Annotated in this window: 20 protein-coding genes; 8 read left to right on the forward strand and 12 right to left on the reverse strand. The window is 38.4% G+C overall.

Features of this window, described 5'->3' with window-relative positions; all coding sequences use genetic code 11:
* Window positions 1-444: 444 nt before the first annotated feature.
* Window positions 445-2,478, forward strand: coding sequence for an Ig-like domain-containing protein (locus tag GA0116959_RS11765; RefSeq protein ID WP_092720847.1), 2,034 nt, complete (start codon window positions 445-447; stop codon window positions 2,476-2,478).
* 150 nt (window positions 2,479-2,628) lie between these two features.
* Here the strand turns inward: GA0116959_RS11765 and GA0116959_RS11770 are convergent, their stop codons facing one another.
* Together GA0116959_RS11770 and GA0116959_RS11775 are read right to left on the reverse strand one after the other, a co-directional pair.
* Entirely contained in the window at window positions 2,629-3,054 is a 426-nt protein-coding gene (locus GA0116959_RS11770) for a protein tyrosine phosphatase family protein (RefSeq protein ID WP_092720848.1), read from the reverse strand.
* Window positions 3,047-3,382 (reverse strand): protein tyrosine phosphatase family protein, encoded by a 336-nt coding sequence (locus GA0116959_RS11775; protein WP_092720849.1) that lies wholly within the window; start codon window positions 3,380-3,382, stop codon window positions 3,047-3,049. Before GA0116959_RS11775 ends, GA0116959_RS11770 begins: the two co-directional genes overlap by 8 nt.
* A gap of 124 nt (window positions 3,383-3,506) precedes the next feature.
* On the opposite strand from GA0116959_RS11775, the gene GA0116959_RS11780 reads away from it, so the two are divergent.
* Genes GA0116959_RS11780 through GA0116959_RS11790 form a run of 3 tightly spaced genes read left to right on the forward strand, consistent with a single transcriptional unit; the run spans window position 3,507 to window position 5,281 of the window.
* Window positions 3,507-4,403, forward strand: coding sequence for an alpha/beta hydrolase (locus GA0116959_RS11780; RefSeq protein ID WP_053579557.1), 897 nt, complete (start codon window positions 3,507-3,509; stop codon window positions 4,401-4,403).
* The gene (gene trxC / locus GA0116959_RS11785; protein ID WP_092720850.1) at window positions 4,404-4,835 is read left to right on the forward strand and encodes a thioredoxin TrxC; all 432 of its coding nucleotides are present in this window, start codon (window positions 4,404-4,406) and stop codon (window positions 4,833-4,835) included. It abuts the gene before it with no gap.
* Between the two features lie 5 nt (window positions 4,836-4,840).
* Window positions 4,841-5,281, forward strand: coding sequence for an acyl-CoA thioesterase (locus tag GA0116959_RS11790; protein ID WP_425304208.1), 441 nt, complete (start codon window positions 4,841-4,843; stop codon window positions 5,279-5,281).
* A gap of 127 nt (window positions 5,282-5,408) precedes the next feature.
* Here GA0116959_RS11790 and GA0116959_RS11795 read toward each other — a convergent pair whose 3' ends face one another.
* Window positions 5,409-5,909 (reverse strand): DUF4442 domain-containing protein, encoded by a 501-nt coding sequence (locus GA0116959_RS11795; RefSeq protein WP_053579560.1) that lies wholly within the window; start codon window positions 5,907-5,909, stop codon window positions 5,409-5,411.
* A gap of 31 nt (window positions 5,910-5,940) precedes the next feature.
* On the reverse strand, window positions 5,941-6,429 hold the full coding sequence (locus GA0116959_RS11800; protein WP_053579561.1) for a YajQ family cyclic di-GMP-binding protein: 489 nt from the start codon (window positions 6,427-6,429) through the stop codon (window positions 5,941-5,943).
* Window positions 6,430-6,520: 91 nt separating this feature from the next.
* On the opposite strand from GA0116959_RS11800, the gene GA0116959_RS11805 reads away from it, so the two are divergent.
* Complete coding sequence (locus tag GA0116959_RS11805) at window positions 6,521-6,835, forward strand: rhodanese-like domain-containing protein (protein WP_053579562.1); 315 nt, start codon at window positions 6,521-6,523, stop codon at window positions 6,833-6,835.
* Between the two features lie 105 nt (window positions 6,836-6,940).
* Here the strand turns inward: GA0116959_RS11805 and mnmC1 are convergent, their stop codons facing one another.
* The 4 genes from mnmC1 to GA0116959_RS11825 are packed head-to-tail and all read right to left on the reverse strand — an operon-like array spanning window position 6,941 to window position 10,339.
* Window positions 6,941-8,848 carry an FAD-dependent 5-carboxymethylaminomethyl-2-thiouridine(34) oxidoreductase MnmC1 gene (gene mnmC1, locus GA0116959_RS11810; RefSeq protein WP_092720851.1) on the reverse strand — a complete coding sequence of 636 codons (1,908 nt, stop codon included), beginning with the start codon at window positions 8,846-8,848 and terminating at the stop codon, window positions 6,941-6,943.
* Between the two features lie 41 nt (window positions 8,849-8,889).
* Window positions 8,890-9,390, reverse strand: a complete 501-nt coding sequence (locus GA0116959_RS11815; RefSeq protein ID WP_092720852.1) for an SH3 domain-containing protein — start codon at window positions 9,388-9,390, stop codon at window positions 8,890-8,892.
* A gap of 4 nt (window positions 9,391-9,394) precedes the next feature.
* A complete protein-coding gene (locus GA0116959_RS11820; RefSeq protein ID WP_092720853.1) occupies window positions 9,395-9,697 on the reverse strand; it encodes a YciI family protein in 303 nt (100 codons plus the stop codon).
* A 27-nt stretch (window positions 9,698-9,724) separates the two neighbouring features.
* A complete protein-coding gene (locus GA0116959_RS11825; RefSeq protein ID WP_053579566.1) occupies window positions 9,725-10,339 on the reverse strand; it encodes a septation protein IspZ in 615 nt (204 codons plus the stop codon).
* A gap of 45 nt (window positions 10,340-10,384) precedes the next feature.
* On the opposite strand from GA0116959_RS11825, the gene GA0116959_RS11830 reads away from it, so the two are divergent.
* A complete protein-coding gene (locus GA0116959_RS11830) occupies window positions 10,385-11,236 on the forward strand; it encodes a PHP domain-containing protein (RefSeq protein ID WP_092720854.1) in 852 nt (283 codons plus the stop codon).
* A 77-nt stretch (window positions 11,237-11,313) separates the two neighbouring features.
* Here GA0116959_RS11830 and GA0116959_RS11835 read toward each other — a convergent pair whose 3' ends face one another.
* Both GA0116959_RS11835 and radC read right to left on the reverse strand, forming a co-directional pair.
* Window positions 11,314-12,225, reverse strand: a complete 912-nt coding sequence (locus GA0116959_RS11835; protein ID WP_053579568.1) for a bestrophin family protein — start codon at window positions 12,223-12,225, stop codon at window positions 11,314-11,316.
* Window positions 12,226-12,297: 72 nt separating this feature from the next.
* Window positions 12,298-12,990 (reverse strand): RadC family protein, encoded by a 693-nt coding sequence (gene radC / locus GA0116959_RS11840; RefSeq protein ID WP_053579569.1) that lies wholly within the window; start codon window positions 12,988-12,990, stop codon window positions 12,298-12,300.
* Window positions 12,991-13,099: 109 nt separating this feature from the next.
* On the opposite strand from radC, the gene coaBC reads away from it, so the two are divergent.
* Both coaBC and GA0116959_RS11850 read left to right on the forward strand, forming a co-directional pair.
* Window positions 13,100-14,368 carry a bifunctional phosphopantothenoylcysteine decarboxylase/phosphopantothenate--cysteine ligase CoaBC gene (coaBC, locus tag GA0116959_RS11845; protein WP_092720855.1) on the forward strand — a complete coding sequence of 423 codons (1,269 nt, stop codon included), beginning with the start codon at window positions 13,100-13,102 and terminating at the stop codon, window positions 14,366-14,368.
* Window positions 14,369-14,504: 136 nt separating this feature from the next.
* Window positions 14,505-14,882 carry a cytochrome b562 gene (locus tag GA0116959_RS11850; RefSeq protein WP_092720856.1) on the forward strand — a complete coding sequence of 126 codons (378 nt, stop codon included), beginning with the start codon at window positions 14,505-14,507 and terminating at the stop codon, window positions 14,880-14,882.
* 103 nt (window positions 14,883-14,985) lie between these two features.
* Here GA0116959_RS11850 and dusA read toward each other — a convergent pair whose 3' ends face one another.
* Window positions 14,986-16,014, reverse strand: coding sequence for a tRNA dihydrouridine(20/20a) synthase DusA (dusA, locus tag GA0116959_RS11855; RefSeq protein ID WP_092720857.1), 1,029 nt, complete (start codon window positions 16,012-16,014; stop codon window positions 14,986-14,988).
* Between the two features lie 164 nt (window positions 16,015-16,178).
* Entirely contained in the window at window positions 16,179-17,369 is a 1,191-nt protein-coding gene (locus tag GA0116959_RS11860; protein ID WP_092720858.1) for an MFS transporter, read from the reverse strand.
* Window positions 17,370-17,517 lie beyond the last annotated feature (148 nt).

Here is a 17,517-nt window from a genome sequence, read left to right on the forward strand (position 1 = left end):
TTACCCATGTGAGAGTAAGTCATCGCCAGCTCATTATTCTAAACCCCCCTCAGTCAAAAGACTGAGGGGGGTTTTTCTATACATAATTTAAAAAGTAGAAAGTAAACTCTTAATGATTTCAGAAATTAAAATTCTCACTGTAGCCTAAGATTTGAATCAAAATACTCTCAAATACTTTGTAAGAAAGATAGTGAGAAACATTTTATATTCAGGTTTTTCTCCTGATATTTTAATAAATTTCATTCTGTATTTCTAATAGGTACTTAATTTCTATCAAGTAGCTTACTTAGATTGTGAACTAGCTCTCTCTTTCTTTTGGTTTTAAATAAACATAGTAAAACATTTATTCTACTTATATTTACATAAACAGCTATCTATGATTACATATCTAACAATAATTAATTCAAAACAAAACTCAACAATTAGAGGGTTCGGGGAATATTGATGAACAACAAAATAGGTTTGAACTGTACGGTTATCGCATTAGCTGTTTTATTAGCTAGTTGTGGGGGCGGTGGAAGTGAGGGATATTTTAATACTGACAGTGGAAATAACTCTTCAAGTGGTTCGACTGGATCATCAAATAGTTCAAATACAGAATTATTATCTATAGCGCAGAGTAAAAGTAGTTTAAATGCTGGTGGGCAAGATACGTTAACATTAACTATTCGGACACTTGATAAAAGTGGGGGAGTAATTCCAAATGCAAATGTTAAGGTCGAAATTAAAGATGCTCAAATAACTGGAGCAAGTCTTAGTACTTCAACTAATTTAGTAAGTAATGTTAGCGGAATTACGACTACAGATATTAGTTTAGTTAATTCAACGTTAAGTCAGCGTATTAATAGAACTATTACAGTTATTATTTCCTCTGGTTCTGCAAAACAAGAAATAGAAATTCCTGTAACTGGAACGTCAGTCGCAATTACTTCGGACGTAAATTTACTTGAAGTAGGAAATAATGCAACTGTAACTTTAACAGCAGTAGATGCTGTTGGAAACCCTTTAACTGGTGCAGCAGCAAGCTTACTTGATAGCACTGGTAATCAAGTTGGATCGACAATTGTAACCAATGTAGCGGGTAAAGCTGTTTTTCAGGTTCCCTATAACACTGTATTTTCACAACCTAATAATAAATTAGAATTGACTGGAAAAATTACTGTTTCTACAGGGAATCAGGCGGTTAGCAATCTTTTAACCACAGATTTAGTTACATTAATCGCTAATGTTTCAAATAATGTAATTGAAACTGTATCAAATTTAAATCCAGTTGGTGTTGGTGAAATTAAACCCATCACAGTTCAAATAAATGCTGCTTCACAAGCAGTTTTGCTTGGTAAGAGTGTAGATTTTGATACAACTAATGGTACCGTTTCTCCTGCCACTGCTACGATTACAAATGTTCGTCAAGAAAATGGCCAATGGATGGGGAATGCTACTACTAACTTAACAGGTGCAATTGCTTCTATCGCTACTGTATCTGCTCAGTTTGGTTCCAACGTGATTTATATTGCGCAAAAAATCAGTGCTGGAACTCCTGCGACTATTTCCCTTCAATCAGAAGCAAGTGTTTTAGCTCCAAAAGCAAATACTAAAGTTATTGCCTTAGTAAAAGATAAAAATGGATCCCCAGTTCCTGGTGTATCCGTTAAGTTTACAACATTAAAAGATACATCATCGAATGGCAGTTTATCTCAACCATCTGCTGTAACTGATAGTGCTGGACGAGCTACGGTCATTTACACTGCAGGCGATGCTCAGACTTTGGGTGGGGGGGTTGAAATTTTAGCTTCTACCGGTACCGCTGTAGCACCTCAGCCTGTTTATTCTCCAAACCTCTTGTTGACAGTAGCAACTCAGTCTGCTTTTATCACTGTAGCCCAGAACCACATGGTTTTAAAAGAAGCTAATGACAATACTAATTACTATAAAGAATTTACTGCTTCTGTTGTAGATACTGCTGGAAATCCGATTGCTAACAAAAATATTAGTATTTCTTTAGATCTTGTAAGTTTCTATAAGGGATATTTTAAATGGATTCGAGATTATAGTTATGGACAAAGTGCTGATGGTCTATGGTCTTGGTTCTCATCTTTACGTTGGTCTCGTGACTACATGATGTATGAGAATAGTGTTGCTAAACGCGTCACAACGTTTGTTGAATGCCCTTCAAATGAATTTCCAAATCCTATAGCAATCTTAGGAGTGAATAATTCTATTTTAGGGACAAATACTACTTTTACCACGGACTCACAGGGTAAATTTGATTTCAAAGTTCGTTATGGTCGCAATTATTCAAATTGGTTACGTGTGAATATTAATGCATCAACAACTGTTTCAACTAAAGAAAATTTAACAGCCTTATCATTTATGCCATCTGTTGCTGATGTTGATGTAGATGATATAGATGGTAAATGGCGACCAGATGATATCAGTCCATATGGTTCTGACTATTCAACATGTAATAACTATAAATAATTAATATTTCAATAAAAAAACAGCGCTTCGGCGCTGTTTTTTAGCATCATGGTTTAAATACTGGTGCCTACACTTACACCCACCGTAGGTCTGACATTCATTGAGCTACATCCCACCATTAAACTAGACACCAATAATAAAAAAATCATTTTATTCATGAAGTAATCCTTGTGATTGAGCCTGATTAAATAAGATGCTAGAGCGAGAACCACTGCGACAAACCATTAGAATGGGTTTAGGCAATTCTTTATAGTATTTTGAAAATTCAATCACATCAGTTTGAGTAATTTGACCATTCACAATGGGTTGATAAATTACACTCACATGTGACTGTTCTGCAATTTGGCGTAATTGTGAAACCGAAATACGATTCCCTTGTTCCTGATCAGGGCGATTGACAATCACAGATTTAAAGCCATTTTTAATTAATTGCTGAAACTTATCTGTAGTCATTTCCCCTGACACACTTACTTGCGCATTCAGTGCCTGACTTAACTTCTCATTTTGAGCAAATAAATGCGGGGCATAGCTTAAGCATAAACAAGATAAAAGCGTAGGTAAAATAGCCTTAGTCATCTAACAAATCCATTTGCTTTGCCAATTGATATAAATTATTGGAGCGATTTCCAGTACGACAGAACATCAATACTGGTTTTGGAAGTTCATTAAAATGATTGGCGAAAGTACGTACATCCAGTTCGGTAATTTGACCTGCTACTACAGGTTGAAAAACGTAATCTAAACCTGCATTGCGCGAAGCTTCTTCAATTTGAGCGCTAGTCGGTTGTTCAGAACCGCCTTCTAAATCAGGTCGATTATTAATAATCGATTTAAAGCCTTTTTCTACGACTTGTATCACTTGTTCTGGATTAATTTGACCTGCAAAGCCGACATTTTCACTCATTTTGTCACTCCATCATTCGTTAAATAGTTTTATGCTTTATGATAGCATTAAGCTAAAAGTTGAGCTTGATCTGAAGAAATTTTTATAAGCAATTATAACCATAAAATAACGCAATGGAGCGCATATGCATTCCTATACAGTTGAACCACTGTATGTGAAAAGTGGGCAAGAAGTGATTGCCGCAGACTTTTATCGACCTAAAACAGAACATAAACCTGCCGTCATTATTATGGCCCATGGTTTAGCAGCATTACGTCAATTTAAATTGATCCAATACGCTCAGCGTTTTGCTCAAGCGGGTTATGCAGTGGTACTGTTTGATTATCGTTACTGGGGGGGGAGTACGGGACGACCACGGGAATTAGTTTCTATTCAATTCCAACTCGAAGATTGGCGCACGATGATCGCGCATATTTTTGAGCGAAAATCAGTGGATAATCGGCGAATTGTACTTTGGGGAACCTCTTTAAGTGGGGGCTATGTATTAAATTTAGCTGCTGAATTAAAAAATGTTCAGGCTGTAATCGCACAAATTCCCTTTGTAGATGGGGCAGAAAGTGCCAAGCTTTATCCCTTGCAAAAATTACCCAAAGCTTTAAAAATATCGAGTCAGGACTATATGGGTGCAAAAGTCGGTATGGCACCGAAAACACTACCTGTAGTCAGTCACAAAGACTTATGTTTTATGCCGACAGCAGATAGTTACAGTGGCTATTTATCCATTGTAAATCCAGATTATTATTGGAGTGGTGAAATTCCAGCCAGAATATTTTTTAATCTCATTCGTTATCGTCCTATTCTGGATGTTCGTAAAATTAGTGTACCTGTGTTATTTATTGCCTCTAAACAAGATAGTTTAATTCCGATTGAATCAAGCCGTGAAACTGCAACTAATATTGCACCTTTTGTGGAATATCATGAATGGGATATGCAACATTTTGATATTTATCATGGGCAATGGTTTGAAAAAGCGATCACGACGCAATTAGAATTTTTACATCAATATATTGGAGTCAGTTAAATGATTATTGTCTGTCCTGCATGTAGTGCAAAGAATCGAGTGCCTGAAGAGAAATTAACAGAAAGTCCAAGTTGTGGTCAGTGTCATCATGAGCTTCTACCTCAGGCCCCAATTGAATTAAATGAGCAGAATTTTAGTCACTTTATTGCCAATAGCGATTTGCCTGTTTTTATTGATTTATGGGCAGAATGGTGTGGGCCTTGTAAAATGATGGCACCACATTTTGCACAAGTTTCGAAACAAAATCCGAAAGTTATTTTTGCTAAAATTAACACTGAAGAATCTCCACGACTCAGCAGCGCGTTTAATGTGCGGAGTATTCCCACTTTGGTTCTAATGAATAAAACCAGTGAACTTGCTAGAATAAGTGGTGCACTACGAGCGACAGAGCTACAACAATGGCTTGATCAGCAGTTAAGTGCCCATTCATAATGCAAATGTCCGGAGTTAATGTGTTAGATACTCATGTAAAACCTGAAGGAACGCTTTCCCTTCAAACCATTGCAATGCCTGCAGATACCAATTGGAGTGGTGATGTTTTTGGTGGGTGGATTGTTTCTCAAATGGACTTGGCAGGGGCAATTCATGCAGAGCGTTTTAGCAAAGGGCGCTGTGCCACGATTTCGATTAATCAAATGACTTTTTTGGTTCCAGTTAAAGTCGGTGATGTGATTAGTTGCTATACCAAAATTTTAAAAGTTGGAAATACCTCGATTCAGATGCAAATAGAAGTTTGGGATAGTCATGATAGTTCACGTGAACCGATTCGAGTGACTGAAGGGGTATTCACTTTTGTTGCAGTGGATGTCAAAGGTGGAAAACGTCAAATTTCAGAGCATATAAAACAAAAATTTATTTCAGTACAACTTGCGCAATAAATAAACATTTAAAAAGCCCAATCATGATTGGGCTTTTTTATATCAAGTTATTTTGAATCAAATGGTTAAAACTATTTAAGTCATCAAACCTGATGTGAAACTGCGAGTAAAAAGAAAGGCGAAATACTTATTTTTTTAACTGAGATTTTGCAATCCAAGCCCATAGCATTTCACATTGAATCGGCTCTTCACCTGATTCATCAGTAACCTTTACGTTCACCAAAGTTTCACCTTTTTCAGTGCTTTGCATCAGTTTTTGCTGATCATCTGTTAGTGTTGCAGTTGCAATCATTGCACCTTTGCTTGGGCGTTTAAAATCAACTTTAAAACTTTTGATTAATACGATACAAGTGTCCGGAACATTCATTCCTGTAACAAAACCAGTCGCTGTTTCAGCAATTAATGCCATGGCACAGGCATGTACTTGACCAATATGATTTTGCATCGCTTTATGGTTTTCAATTTTGACCACTACTTTTGCGTGGCTGACTTCTAGGTAACGAAGATTGGCGCTACCGACCATTGGAACCACCCGACCAAACGCTTTGCTCCACAAGGTACTGCGAATGCCTTTGGGTAATTTAGATGTAGCTTTTACCATTTTTGATAAGCGATTGGTGGGTTTCATAAGATTCCTCGACTTTTATTGTATGAATAAATCAGTCTTTAAAGTTATTAAATTGTAAAGGCACGCCAAATTGTTGTTCCTTTAAAAACGCCATTGTTTGTTGCAATGTATCGCGTTTTTTATCTGTCACACGAATTTTGTCACCTTGAATAGAAGATTGCACTTTTACGCCACTTTCTTTAATGGCTTTATTGATTTTTTTTGCTGTATCAGAGTCAAGCCCGTCTTTCAGTTTAATCACTTGAATGACATTTTTACCTGAAGCCGTCATTTTTTGTGGATCAAGTGCTTGAATATCAACTTTACGTTTAAAGAAGTGATTTTCCAGCATGCTATAAACCTGTTCGCATTGAAAATCACTTTCAGTACTGATTTTAATTTCCTTATTTTTTTCGCTGAGTTCAATAGAAACATCTTGGCCGCGGAAGTCAAAACGGGTCGCAATTTCTTTTTGCGTGTTTTGAACGGCGTGATTTACTTCAAAAATCTCTAATTCAGAGACAATATCGAATGAAGGCATGGTTTAGACCTTTGCAAAGGGAAAGAATATCTGAGATGCTAGGGATGTTTTCTTCATTTGCCAAGTGTTGTTTACATCAAAGGAGTGCACAATGATCCGTAAACAAGAAATTACAACATTTGAGTTCCCAGAAAATGCAGTAATCTGGGATGTTCGTGATACAAAAGCCTTTGCAGAAGGTCATGTCAAAGGTGCTGTTCATCAGCCCATTGATAGCTTGGATGCAAATAGCTTAACTCAAGTGGAGTCGGATCAGCCCATTTACATTTTATGTGGCGGCGGCAGTAAAGCGCCACGTGCTGCTGAAAAGTTAGAAAGCTTGGATGGCGCACGTGAGTATGTGGTATTGATGGGTGGTACGCGTGCCGCACGCGATGCAGGTTTCCCTCTAGAACAGGGAAGCTAAAAAAAAAAGCGCCGTCAGGCGCTTTTTTAATATCAGTCTAAAATAAATTGTCTTTTTTCAGTTTTTTCTTGCTCATAGAGTGAATCAATTTTTATCTTGTACACATCAATTGGGTTTTTGATAGTAAGGTTTTTTCGGCTTTACTTTTTTGATAAAGCGCCTCGGATCAAGTTTATTGACCCAATAGCTCGTCAGTGGACAAGCCTCACCTAAAACTTGAGCCACTAAAACCGCACTACACAGAGGAGCGAATAAAAAACCTTTAGACCCAAGTGCAGTGAATGTATAAATTTCAGCGTCTGGCTGGATTTTGCCCAATAATGGAAAATAATCTGGACTTTGGGTGCGTACCGAGGCGCGTCCTTGCCAAGTGTCAATCGGTGCTAAAGATTGCGCATATTCAGGAAAGACATTGTGGATAAGTGTGTAGTTATGCACATGATCTTCCACTAAAACCGTATGATCATTTTGATCAGGAACAAAAGAAGCGCCTAAAAGTAATTGATGAGCATCTAATTGCATGCAATAGCCGCCATAACTATAAGCTTGATTAGAGTCTAAAGGTTGCTGGGAATTATCGACCCAACTGACTTGGCCGCGATTTGGTGTTAATTTGGGCAACTGAGTCGAAATTTGTTGGCTATTTAATGCTGCACATACAATGACATGGTCAAACTCACCTAAACATTGCTGATTAATATCCATGACATGAACATTCGTTTCGGACTTAAGTTCCAAAATATCTGCTTGCTGAAACTGAATCAAAGGATGTTGTAAAATTTGATCACTTAATTGGTGTGGTGATAGAGTCGCTGCGGATAATAATGTGACACTCGAATACTGAGTCTTAAGATTAGATTCAATCTGAGTTTGATTTACACCTTCAGTAAAAATGCCTGATGGATAATTTGCTGTAAGTGTCATTAAATCATCGTCTTCTTTTAATTGTAATTGATTGACATGAATCGGTTTAAACGCTTGAAATTTTTGATAATAGGGCATGGCATATAACCACGCCAACGTAACCAAATGCTTGCCACTTTGCTCAATACGACCTAAGCGAGGATTGAGCAATGCCAGTGGATTACCTGATGCACCCGCCAATGGCGCTGATTGATCGTAAATCGTGACTTTATGCCCCCGCTGTGCAAATGCATAGGCGCAACTTAAACCTGCAATTCCAGCGCCAATAATCGCAATTTGACGTTGTCGAAATGTCTCTACTGTTAGTCGGATTGATGCCTGAGTCGTTGTCTTCATTCGGTCTTGCTGTTTTGATTCTGGAAAACTCCATATGGCTTTAAGCATCAGATCTTGATTGTTAAAAGCCACTGGACAAGAAATGGTTATTCCATGCTGACTAAGACCTTGCTTTAAGATATCTTCTACACTGGATGCTGTAAATGTAGTGCCATAGTCTGAAAGTCGAACAATATGATTTAAAATATGCTCTTGCCAAAGTTGAAGATTACACGCATGAAAAAATCTATCGAGAAACCAAGCATCTACTGTTTTGGTTTTGGCAATGACAGGAAAAATTTCATTGGCATCACCGAGCCATAAATCAATTGAGAATCGTTGTTCTGGGAAATCCAGCCTATGGCAACCTGCGATGGGCAAAGGATAGGCTTGAATGAGCTGTTGTGCTAAAACTTGCAGTTCTGGCCACATCGCAAGTACACGAATAAGATCTGCTTTTTTTAAAGGAAATTTTTCGACACTAATGATATGCAGATGGCTGTGATTATCTGGGCGAACTTGCTGCCAGAGTTGCCATAAGGCCAAAACATTTAAACCTGTACCAAAATGTGTTGCACCTACACAAAAATATTCAAAATCGTATAGTTTTGCTAAACGTGTAGATAAATCATGACCTTGAATAAAAACATGCTGAATTGGGTGCAAGCCATTTTCTATAGAAGAGTAGACATTCCCACATTGTTGGCAGATCGGAATATCCATGCCATTAATACACTGCCAATCTAGATCAGCAGTTTGAATTGCATCAGACAAAAGCTAGACCACCTTTAAAGCAAACATTAAAAAATGATGATTTACCACTGACGACGACGTTTAGTATGAACATAACTTGCGATAAGAAAACCCAGTAAAACACCTATAGCAATGGTGGCAGCACCATATAAAAACATTTGTGCGCTACGTTCACTTTGTAATACTTGAACTTGTACACCTAAACTGTCATTTTTTAATTGGAGTTCTTGGTTTTGCGATAAAGCGTCCAAATTGGCCTTTTCTAACTGTTGTAAACGGGTCGCCTGATCTTTGACTAAGGCTTTAACTTTGGCATCTTGCAATGCTTTATTTTTTGCCAGTTGTTCAGCAGTCAACGGTTTTACTTCTTGTGGTAAACCGTTTGGATTGACCGCCACGGCCGCAGGAAGAAGATTAGGTTTATTTGCCGCCAAAGTTTGAGGTGTTGTCGTAGTCATTGCTTGAGGAGCAGGGGCTACAGTAGTGATAGGTGCAGTTTCAACTGCCCAAGCAGAAATACAGATGAAAGATAAGCCCAATAAGCTTGAGGCAACAACACGCATGATTTTATCCTTGAGGGAACGCTTTATTAAAAGGTTTCACATCAATATGAGCATAAACACCTTCTTTAAGGAAAGGCTCGTCTTTTAACCATAGATCCAGTGCTTCACGTGTTTCAAAGTCGACAATGAGTGTACTGCCATAAAAACCCGCTTGTGGATTGTTAGGGTCTTTGGGCATTGCACCTGCTACAATTAAACGACCTTCATCATTTAATTGTTGTAAGCGTTGTAAATGTTGTGGACGTGTAGCAAGGCGTTTTTCAACTGTACCTTCGTGATCGGTACAGCTTAAGACGAATAAAGGCATATTTTTTTCTCGATTCGTTCACCTGAATTATGCTTCAGGTGATTTAAAGTATTTACGTAAAACAATAAACTGAATAATAATAAAGGAAAACATCACAATCATGTCACCAAATGCGGTGAATTCACCCCAATATTTTCCATTTGCGAATATGAAAGCAAAAAAGACATGTAAGCATGACATCAAAATAAACATGGCAGCCCATGCAAAGTTTAAATTTTTCCAGCCTTTCACTGTCAAATCAAAAATAGGGCCAAATAAACGCTGAATAAGGGGCTTTTTATCTTTCATAAAATAAGGCGACAGTAAGAAAGCACCAGCAAAAACAAGGTTTAACAGCGCAGCTTTCAGTTTGATATAAAAATCATCACTCAGCATGAGGGTAATGCCGCCAAAAATCACTGTCATAAACAATACAATCCACTGCTGTTTATCTAAACGGAATTTTTGAATTACAAATAAAGCACCGTATATCAGTAGCATAGAAATAATCAGGCCAGTGGTTGCAACCAAAATATTATTATTATCTATACCACCTGTAGAACCAATCAATTGTAATAAAGGATGGTCTGTGTCTTTTGGGTCGACGGTTTTATATAAATAAAAGAAAATAATGAGTGGCACAAAGTCTAAAAGTGCTTTCATGTTAGAGTATCTAAATCTGATCAAATAAATGACATAGTATAAGTGATGCAAGGCGTAGATTTACATACACACAGTAATATTTCTGATGGAACTTTGTCTCCAGAACAACTTGTGCTTGCAGCCATTGAAAAAGGGATTCATACCCTTGCGTTGACTGACCACGATACAATGGATGGCTTACAGCTTGCTGAAAAAGTAGCGATTGATTTGCCTTTAACCATTATTTCAGGGGTAGAAATTTCCAGTCAATGGTCACGACCTGCAACGCAAAAGAGTTATGGTGTGCATATCATTGCTTTAAATATGCAAAACCCAGAACCTTTACAGATTTTACTGGAACAACAAAAACAGATTCGAGCCATTCGTGCCAAACAAATATGTGATTTACTGATTCCATTGATTGGTCAGGACATTTATGCTGATGTCATGGCTAAAGTGGATCACATTGCAGACCGCATTACTCGAACCCATATTGCGAAAGTTTTGGTAGAAAAAGGCATTGTTAGCCGTCCGCAACAAGCTTTTGATAAATATATTAAAGAAGGTAAAAAAGCCTATGTGAAATTTGATGGTGTGGGTTTAGAAGATACCATTCAAGTTATTCATGAAAGTGCAGGTTATGCAGTATTGGCGCATCCAACCAAATATGACTTATCTGCGACCAATATTCGTTATTTAATCGAAATTTTTGCCAAATTTGGCGGCGATGCAATTGAACTTCCCCCTGCAATCGAACCTGCTTCCACCCGTCAAATGGTGGATCGCATGATTGCTGAATATTCACTTAAAGTTTCTGTTGGTAGTGATTTTCATGGCGATCACATGCCATGGATTCGATTGGGCAATATTCCACGTCTTAAAGAAGGTCAAGTTGGGATTTGGGAAAGTTTTGTTTAGTGATTCTCTCTCCTCACATTTTTTGAGAGGAAGAGAGACATTTCAGAACATCATGTAATATTCTAAGGCTAAAGCAATTAAAGTAAATTATGATCCTGCGCTTGAATCGGTGGTGGGGTCGGTTTACCTAAAGTGCCCAACAACTCAATTTCAATAGTACGTACCATGGCATCTAAGGGTAAATCGTTACTTTGTGTACCGAAAGGTTCTTCAATTTCTGAACTTAATGCATCTAATCCTAAAAAAGTATAAGCCAAAATACCAACCAGTAAAGGTGTTGCTAAACCTAAGGTTGCACCTAAACTAAATGGAAGCATGAAACAGAAGAAATACACAGTGCGGTTAAGGAGTACTGAATATGCAAAAGGTAAAGGGGTAGTGGCAATACGGTCACAGCCTGTTTGAACAAGGCTGAGTTCAGCCACATGATCATTCATTTGGGCATAAATAATATCGGAAATTTCACCTTCTTTGAGTGCTTGCATCAATTCCCATTGAATCAGGCTGAGTGTGTATTGCGGTGCATTGGCTTGTTGATATAACTGCGTTAAAGCTTGTTGACTCAGACCACTGGTTTCAACCAATGCCAATGGATTTTTTGTTTCATGGCGTAAACGATCACGTAATACATTGGCAAATACAATAACGTGTTGAATCACACGTTCACGTCGACCTTGTGCCAACATTCGACAATCCCGATCAAAATGTCGGGCATTGGCAATTAACATTCCCCAGAGCTTACGCGCTTCCCACCAACGGTCATAGCATGCAGTATTTTTAAAGCCTAAGAAGATAGACAGGACTACGCCAATTAAAGTAAAGCCGACCAAAGGAAATTCTGGAAAGTGAAAATAACCAATATAAGACAGACCACCTATTAAAGCCGAGATCAGCATGACCACGCCTAAAGGAGGTAAGACCTTTGGAAGGATCGTCCCTCGCCAAGAAAACAACAGCTTAAATACGCTGGGTTGGTCACGCACAATCATGTTTTAAGAATCATTTATATTTTGAATGATCTTCAGTGTTAGAGGGCTTTTTGTCAATCGTTGTTCGTATGATTATGGCGCTTGGATTAAGCCATGCTCGGCAAATGAGCAAGTTCCTTCGGGCGAAACAATACAGTGATCAATTAAGTGAATGTCGACCAAATGGCAGGCCTGTAAAATTCGCTCGGTTAACTCTAGATCTGCTTGCGATGGAGTAGCTTTACCCAAAGGATGATTATGTGCAATCACAATATGACTGGCATGCTCATGAATGGCATGACGTAGCAATTGGTTAATCGAAATTTCACATGAATGCACTGAACCATAAAACATTTTTTTAAAACTAATTTTTCTTAAATGCGCATCTAAGCAAAGTACTGCAAAAACTTCTTGAGACTCCCCCAATAATTCAAATTTTAAAAAATCTAATAAGAGGGTGGAGTGATTTAATTCGATTTTTTCCTGTCTTAAATGTTGAGCAATATAACGTCGCCCCAACTCTTTAACTGCCATAAGCTGTGCGTATTTCGTTTCTCCAATGCCATGAAACTGACTTAAATCTTCAAGTCTGGCATCAAAAATAGGATTTAAGCCGCCAAAATGCTGTAACAATAGGCGGGCAAGCTCAACTGCAGAATGTTGTTTTGAGCCTGAGCGTAGAAAAATAGCCAATAACTCGGCGTCAGATAAACTTGCTGCACCTTGCCGAATGAGTCTTTCGCGTGGTCGTTCTTGTTCTGGCCAATGTTTAATCGATAAGTTCATTATTTTTAGACTTTTTTATAAGTAATAGTGGTTCACCCAATGCGGATACTTGGGGCTAACATTATTTAATGATATTGTGGGCGCCACTGCAATAGAAAGGTAGCTTGTTGTGAGCTTCAATTTGAGTGTAATTTCCAACAAAAATATTGTATTGGCTGTAACTGGTGGTATTGCCGCGTATAAAAGTGCAATTTTAGTTCGCCGTTTAAAAGATGCGGGCTTTAATGTACGCGTCGTCATGACACAAGGTGCTCAAGCTTTTATTACACCACTCACATTTCAAGCTTTATCTGGAAATCCAGTTCATACAGAATTACTTAACCCAGAAGCTGAAGCGGGAATGGGGCATATTGAGCTGGCGCGTTGGGCAGATTTATTATTGGTTGCACCTGCCAGTTGTGACATCTTGGCAAAATTTGCAGCAGGTTTGGCCGATGATTTACTCAGTACCTTATATCTTGCGACTCCTTGCCCAGTTTGGGTTGTACCTGCAATGAATCAGCAAATGTGGGCAGCCAAAGCCACGCAGCGAAATTTAAACACCTTGGTAGAAGATGGCGTGCATGTGATTATGCCAGATGCAGGTTCACAAGCTTGCGGCGATGTGGGTTTGGGGCGTATGCCTGAACCTGAAGATTTGGCTGTGCAAGTCACACAATATTTTCATCAAGCACAACGCGCGATTGCCGAAAAGTTTGGTTTGTTGGCTGATAAGCATGTGGTCATTACAGCAGGTCCTACTCGTGAGGCAATGGATCCGGTCCGTTATATTTCCAATCACAGTACAGGAAAAATGGGCTTTGCTTTAGCCGCAGCATGTTATGCAGCTGGTGCAAAAGTCACCTTAATTGCAGGGCCTGTAAGTCTCGATACTCCGAATGGGGTATACCGCATTAATGTCTCTTCTGCAATCAAAATGTTAGAAATCAGCATGCAGATGCTTGATGAAGGTTGTGATATTTTTATTGCAACAGCAGCGGTGGCAGATTATCGCGTTGCAGAAGTGGCTGAACATAAAATAAAAAAATCGGGTGACGAATTAAATGTCGCCTTAATCAAAAATCCAGATATCGTGGCAACGATTGCCCAACAACAAAAACGGCCGTTTATGGTGGGATTTGCTGCGGAAACCCGCAATGTCGAGCAATATGCGGCTGGAAAATTGGTGGCAAAAAAACTGGATATGATTGCCTGTAATGATGTGTCACGTTCAGATATTGGTTTTGCATCAGACGAAAATGCCATGACGGTATTTTTTGCAGAACGCTATCACATGGAAAAACGGGATTTAGATAAAGCATCGAAACAAGAGATTGCTCAACAGTTGGTTGATGCCATACATGATGCTTTAAATCATGCTCTAGCACCTACTTTGTAACAGGTTTTATGGTATAAAATTCAGTCATTCTGTTGCATGGTTGATAAAATTTAGACTCTGTTTTAAGACTTGAATTTCAAAATAATTCAACAACAAGAGCCACAGTTTTTAAATGGATTTGAAAAAGGATATCCGCATGATTAAAAAAACTTTAGCCAACGTTATTTTTGCAACGACTTTGTCGTTCAGTAGTTTCAGTTTTGCCGCTGATCTTGAACATAATATGGAAATATTGGGGAAAAACTTTAAAGCATTTAACACGACGGATAATCAAAAAGATGCTCTAAAAGCACTCAGTAATATGAAATTAGCTGCTTTAGATGCAAAAAAAGTGAAATTAAAAACCAAAGATGCTAAAGCACCGACTTCAGATGCTTTATTTGATCAATTGGTGGCACAGATTGATCAAACCACTAGCCTCGTGCAAGCAGGCAAACTGGATCAAGCTAAAGTTGAAGCTAAGAAAATCGCGGTGATGAAAGCTCAAGGACATGGAATTTATAATCATCACTGATGTGAAGCAGATTCAAGGTTTGAAGGGTAAAGGCAGATTGAAAGCGATATTAAAAATGCCCGTCAGTTTTTAAACTGACGGGCATTTTTAATATCCATGAAAATTATTGAACCTCTTTCACTATTTCTTGGACTTGATTTTCTTTTAAGTAGTCTTCAGTGCGTTGTATCGCATCTTGAATATTTAGCAATGCAATTTCTACATCTTTTAGGGTTTTGGCATTTCCCCCACTTAAAGCCTGACGCCATTTTCGTGCACCTGGTAAGTTTTGAAATAAACCTAAAATATGACGGGTGATGATGGAAAGTGGCGCACCTTCTGCCATGCGCTTAGCAATATAAGGCATCATTTCTGCCATAATATCAAAACGATTGGGAGTATTTATATTCCATAATTGCGTCAATTCTGCCAATAAATAAGGATTGTGATAAGCCTCGCGTCCAATCATGACCCCATCAACATGTTTTAAATGTTCTTGAGTTTCAGCAAAGGTTTTTATACCACCATTGATCTCAATTATTAAATGTGGACGATCTTGTTTTAAGCGATAGACATCTTCATAACGTAAGGGGGGAACATCACGGTTTTCTTTTGGTGATAAACCTTGTAATAAGGCAATGCGGGCATGCACGATAAAATTATTACATCCCGTTTTAGCAACGGTATCAACAAAATGCAGCATTTCTTCATAGGAGTGCATGTCATCAATGCCAATACGATGTTTAACTGTGACAGGAATATCGACAGCATTTTGCATTTCAGCAATACACTCTGCAACCAAGTCAGGTTCTGCCATTAAACAGGCACCAATTTTATTATTTTGCACTCGATCACTCGGACAACCCACATTGAGATTGACCTCATCATAGCCCCAATCCTGTGCCATTTTGGTACATGTGGCTAAATCTTTTGGATTTGAACCACCAAGCTGTAACACAATTGGGTGTTCTTCAGTATTAAAGTCCAAATGACGTGCTGCACCGCCAAATAAAATTGCACCTGTCGTGACCATTTCGGTATACATGATGATATTGGGATTAAATAAACGTGCAAAAAATCTGTAATCACGAGTGGTCCAATCCATCATCGGTGCAACGGATATGCGAGGCTGTAAAGATGGGAGAGCAGTCATGAATAAACCTAAAAAATAAGGAAAAAACCAAAGCAGAGATTATACGTGCTTTCGGATGAAAGAAACACCGAAGGTGGCCGAACAATACAATCGACTGAGCTCAATAAAATTATTTTTACCCAAGAAATGATAAGCCACTTTGATAGAGTTGAACGCTACATAGATTACGCTGCGAGGGATTTCGCATGATAGCGCATATCGATAAATGCAAATAAGGCTGAGCAAATCACCAGACAAAGACCGGCAAGACAGGTCATCAACCAACCGCCGTGATGCCATGAATAAACCCCAACAGCAGAACCACACGCCCCCCCAATAAAATAAGTGGTCATATAGATGGAGTTGATGCGTGATTTAGCATCGGGATGTAAACGGAAAATAATACTTTGATTGCTGGTATGTACAATGGTTAAGCCCAAGCTAATTAATCCATAGCCGAAGATGTAACTGATTAAATGCTGTCCACCAAAATAAAGAAAAATCCAACTGAGGGCTAAAATAAATAATCCAATCCAAGTTAACACCAAGGTATGACCTTGATCTGCAATTTTACCAATTTTAGCAGTAGAGAGTGCGCCAAAGACTGCGACTAAGGTGACCACACCGACCAATACATCAGAAAAGTTATACTGGGGCGACGTTAATAAAATGGCAATCGTAGAGAATAAAATACTCATTGCAGCAAAAGCGAAACCGCCAATGATTGCACGAAAACCTAAGCGCGGTTGTTGCTTTAATAGCAGTGCCATCGATTTGAAAATATGAATATATTTTATTTTTGAAATAGGGATATTGGGCAATTTAGCTTTAAGTAAAACGGCTAAAACAATCATCATCACTGCACTGATTGCATAGATAACTTTCCAGTGAAATAAATGAGACAAGAGTCCAGCAAGGCTTGTGGAAAGTAAAATGCCAACTAATAAACCACTCATCAGAAAGCCCACCACTTCACCCGTTTTTTCAGGTTTGACCAGAATGGTTGCAAGCGGAATTAGTATTTGAGCAGCGACTGAAAATAGACCCGCTATAATCGTTCCGATCCAAAGCATGGGTAAATTGACTGCAAAAGCACACAGTAATAATCCAACAGCTGCTAAAAGCATCAATAAGGGAATAAATTTGGTTTTGTTAACAATATCGCCAATAGGCACGATAAAAAGTAAACCGAGTGCATAAGAGATTTGAGCAAAGGTGACCGTTAATGCCACTTGCGACTCAGGCACATCAAAATACTGTTGGATAGAGTGAACCAAAGGTTGGCTATAATAATTTGCTCCTGCACAAATACCGCAAGCAATAGTCATGAGCCACAATAATGATTTGTCTCGGCTAATATCGAGAGGAGCAGACATAAAATCCCTTGTTGGTTTGATGAAATGAGCATATTTTAAAATAGGTTCAGTACTATAAAAGCTTTGGATATTTTTAACAAACATTCAAAAAGACTTTAATGACAGCATTATGTTTTAAGCTCATATGTAAGGTGATGGCATAATGAAA

This window comes from Acinetobacter albensis (assembly GCF_900095025.1).
In the GTDB taxonomy this organism is placed as follows: Bacteria; Pseudomonadota; Gammaproteobacteria; order Pseudomonadales; family Moraxellaceae; genus Acinetobacter; species Acinetobacter albensis.

Coding starts and splice junctions, on each gene's coding strand:
- GA0116959_RS11850 (WP_092720856.1), top strand. CDS start 14,505: ATGATTAAAAAAACTTTAGCCAACGTTATTTTTGCAACGACTTTGTCG.
- GA0116959_RS11780 (WP_053579557.1), top strand. CDS start 3,507: ATGCATTCCTATACAGTTGAACCACTGTATGTGAAAAGTGGGCAAGAA.
- GA0116959_RS11765 (WP_092720847.1), top strand. CDS start 445: ATGAACAACAAAATAGGTTTGAACTGTACGGTTATCGCATTAGCTGTT.
- GA0116959_RS11815 (WP_092720852.1), bottom strand. CDS start 9,390: ATGCGTGTTGTTGCCTCAAGCTTATTGGGCTTATCTTTCATCTGTATT.
- radC (WP_053579569.1), bottom strand. CDS start 12,990: ATGAACTTATCGATTAAACATTGGCCAGAACAAGAACGACCACGCGAA.
- GA0116959_RS11790 (WP_425304208.1), top strand. CDS start 4,841: ATGTCCGGAGTTAATGTGTTAGATACTCATGTAAAACCTGAAGGAACG.
- GA0116959_RS11770 (WP_092720848.1), bottom strand. CDS start 3,054: ATGACTAAGGCTATTTTACCTACGCTTTTATCTTGTTTATGCTTAAGC.
- GA0116959_RS11795 (WP_053579560.1), bottom strand. CDS start 5,909: ATGAAACCCACCAATCGCTTATCAAAAATGGTAAAAGCTACATCTAAA.
- GA0116959_RS11820 (WP_092720853.1), bottom strand. CDS start 9,697: ATGCCTTTATTCGTCTTAAGCTGTACCGATCACGAAGGTACAGTTGAA.
- GA0116959_RS11800 (WP_053579561.1), bottom strand. CDS start 6,429: ATGCCTTCATTCGATATTGTCTCTGAATTAGAGATTTTTGAAGTAAAT.
- GA0116959_RS11835 (WP_053579568.1), bottom strand. CDS start 12,225: ATGATTGTGCGTGACCAACCCAGCGTATTTAAGCTGTTGTTTTCTTGG.
- GA0116959_RS11825 (WP_053579566.1), bottom strand. CDS start 10,339: ATGAAAGCACTTTTAGACTTTGTGCCACTCATTATTTTCTTTTATTTA.
- GA0116959_RS11860 (WP_092720858.1), bottom strand. CDS start 17,369: ATGTCTGCTCCTCTCGATATTAGCCGAGACAAATCATTATTGTGGCTC.
- GA0116959_RS11805 (WP_053579562.1), top strand. CDS start 6,521: ATGATCCGTAAACAAGAAATTACAACATTTGAGTTCCCAGAAAATGCA.
- GA0116959_RS11830 (WP_092720854.1), top strand. CDS start 10,385: ATGCAAGGCGTAGATTTACATACACACAGTAATATTTCTGATGGAACT.
- GA0116959_RS11775 (WP_092720849.1), bottom strand. CDS start 3,382: ATGAGTGAAAATGTCGGCTTTGCAGGTCAAATTAATCCAGAACAAGTG.
- dusA (WP_092720857.1), bottom strand. CDS start 16,014: ATGACTGCTCTCCCATCTTTACAGCCTCGCATATCCGTTGCACCGATG.
- trxC (WP_092720850.1), top strand. CDS start 4,404: ATGATTATTGTCTGTCCTGCATGTAGTGCAAAGAATCGAGTGCCTGAA.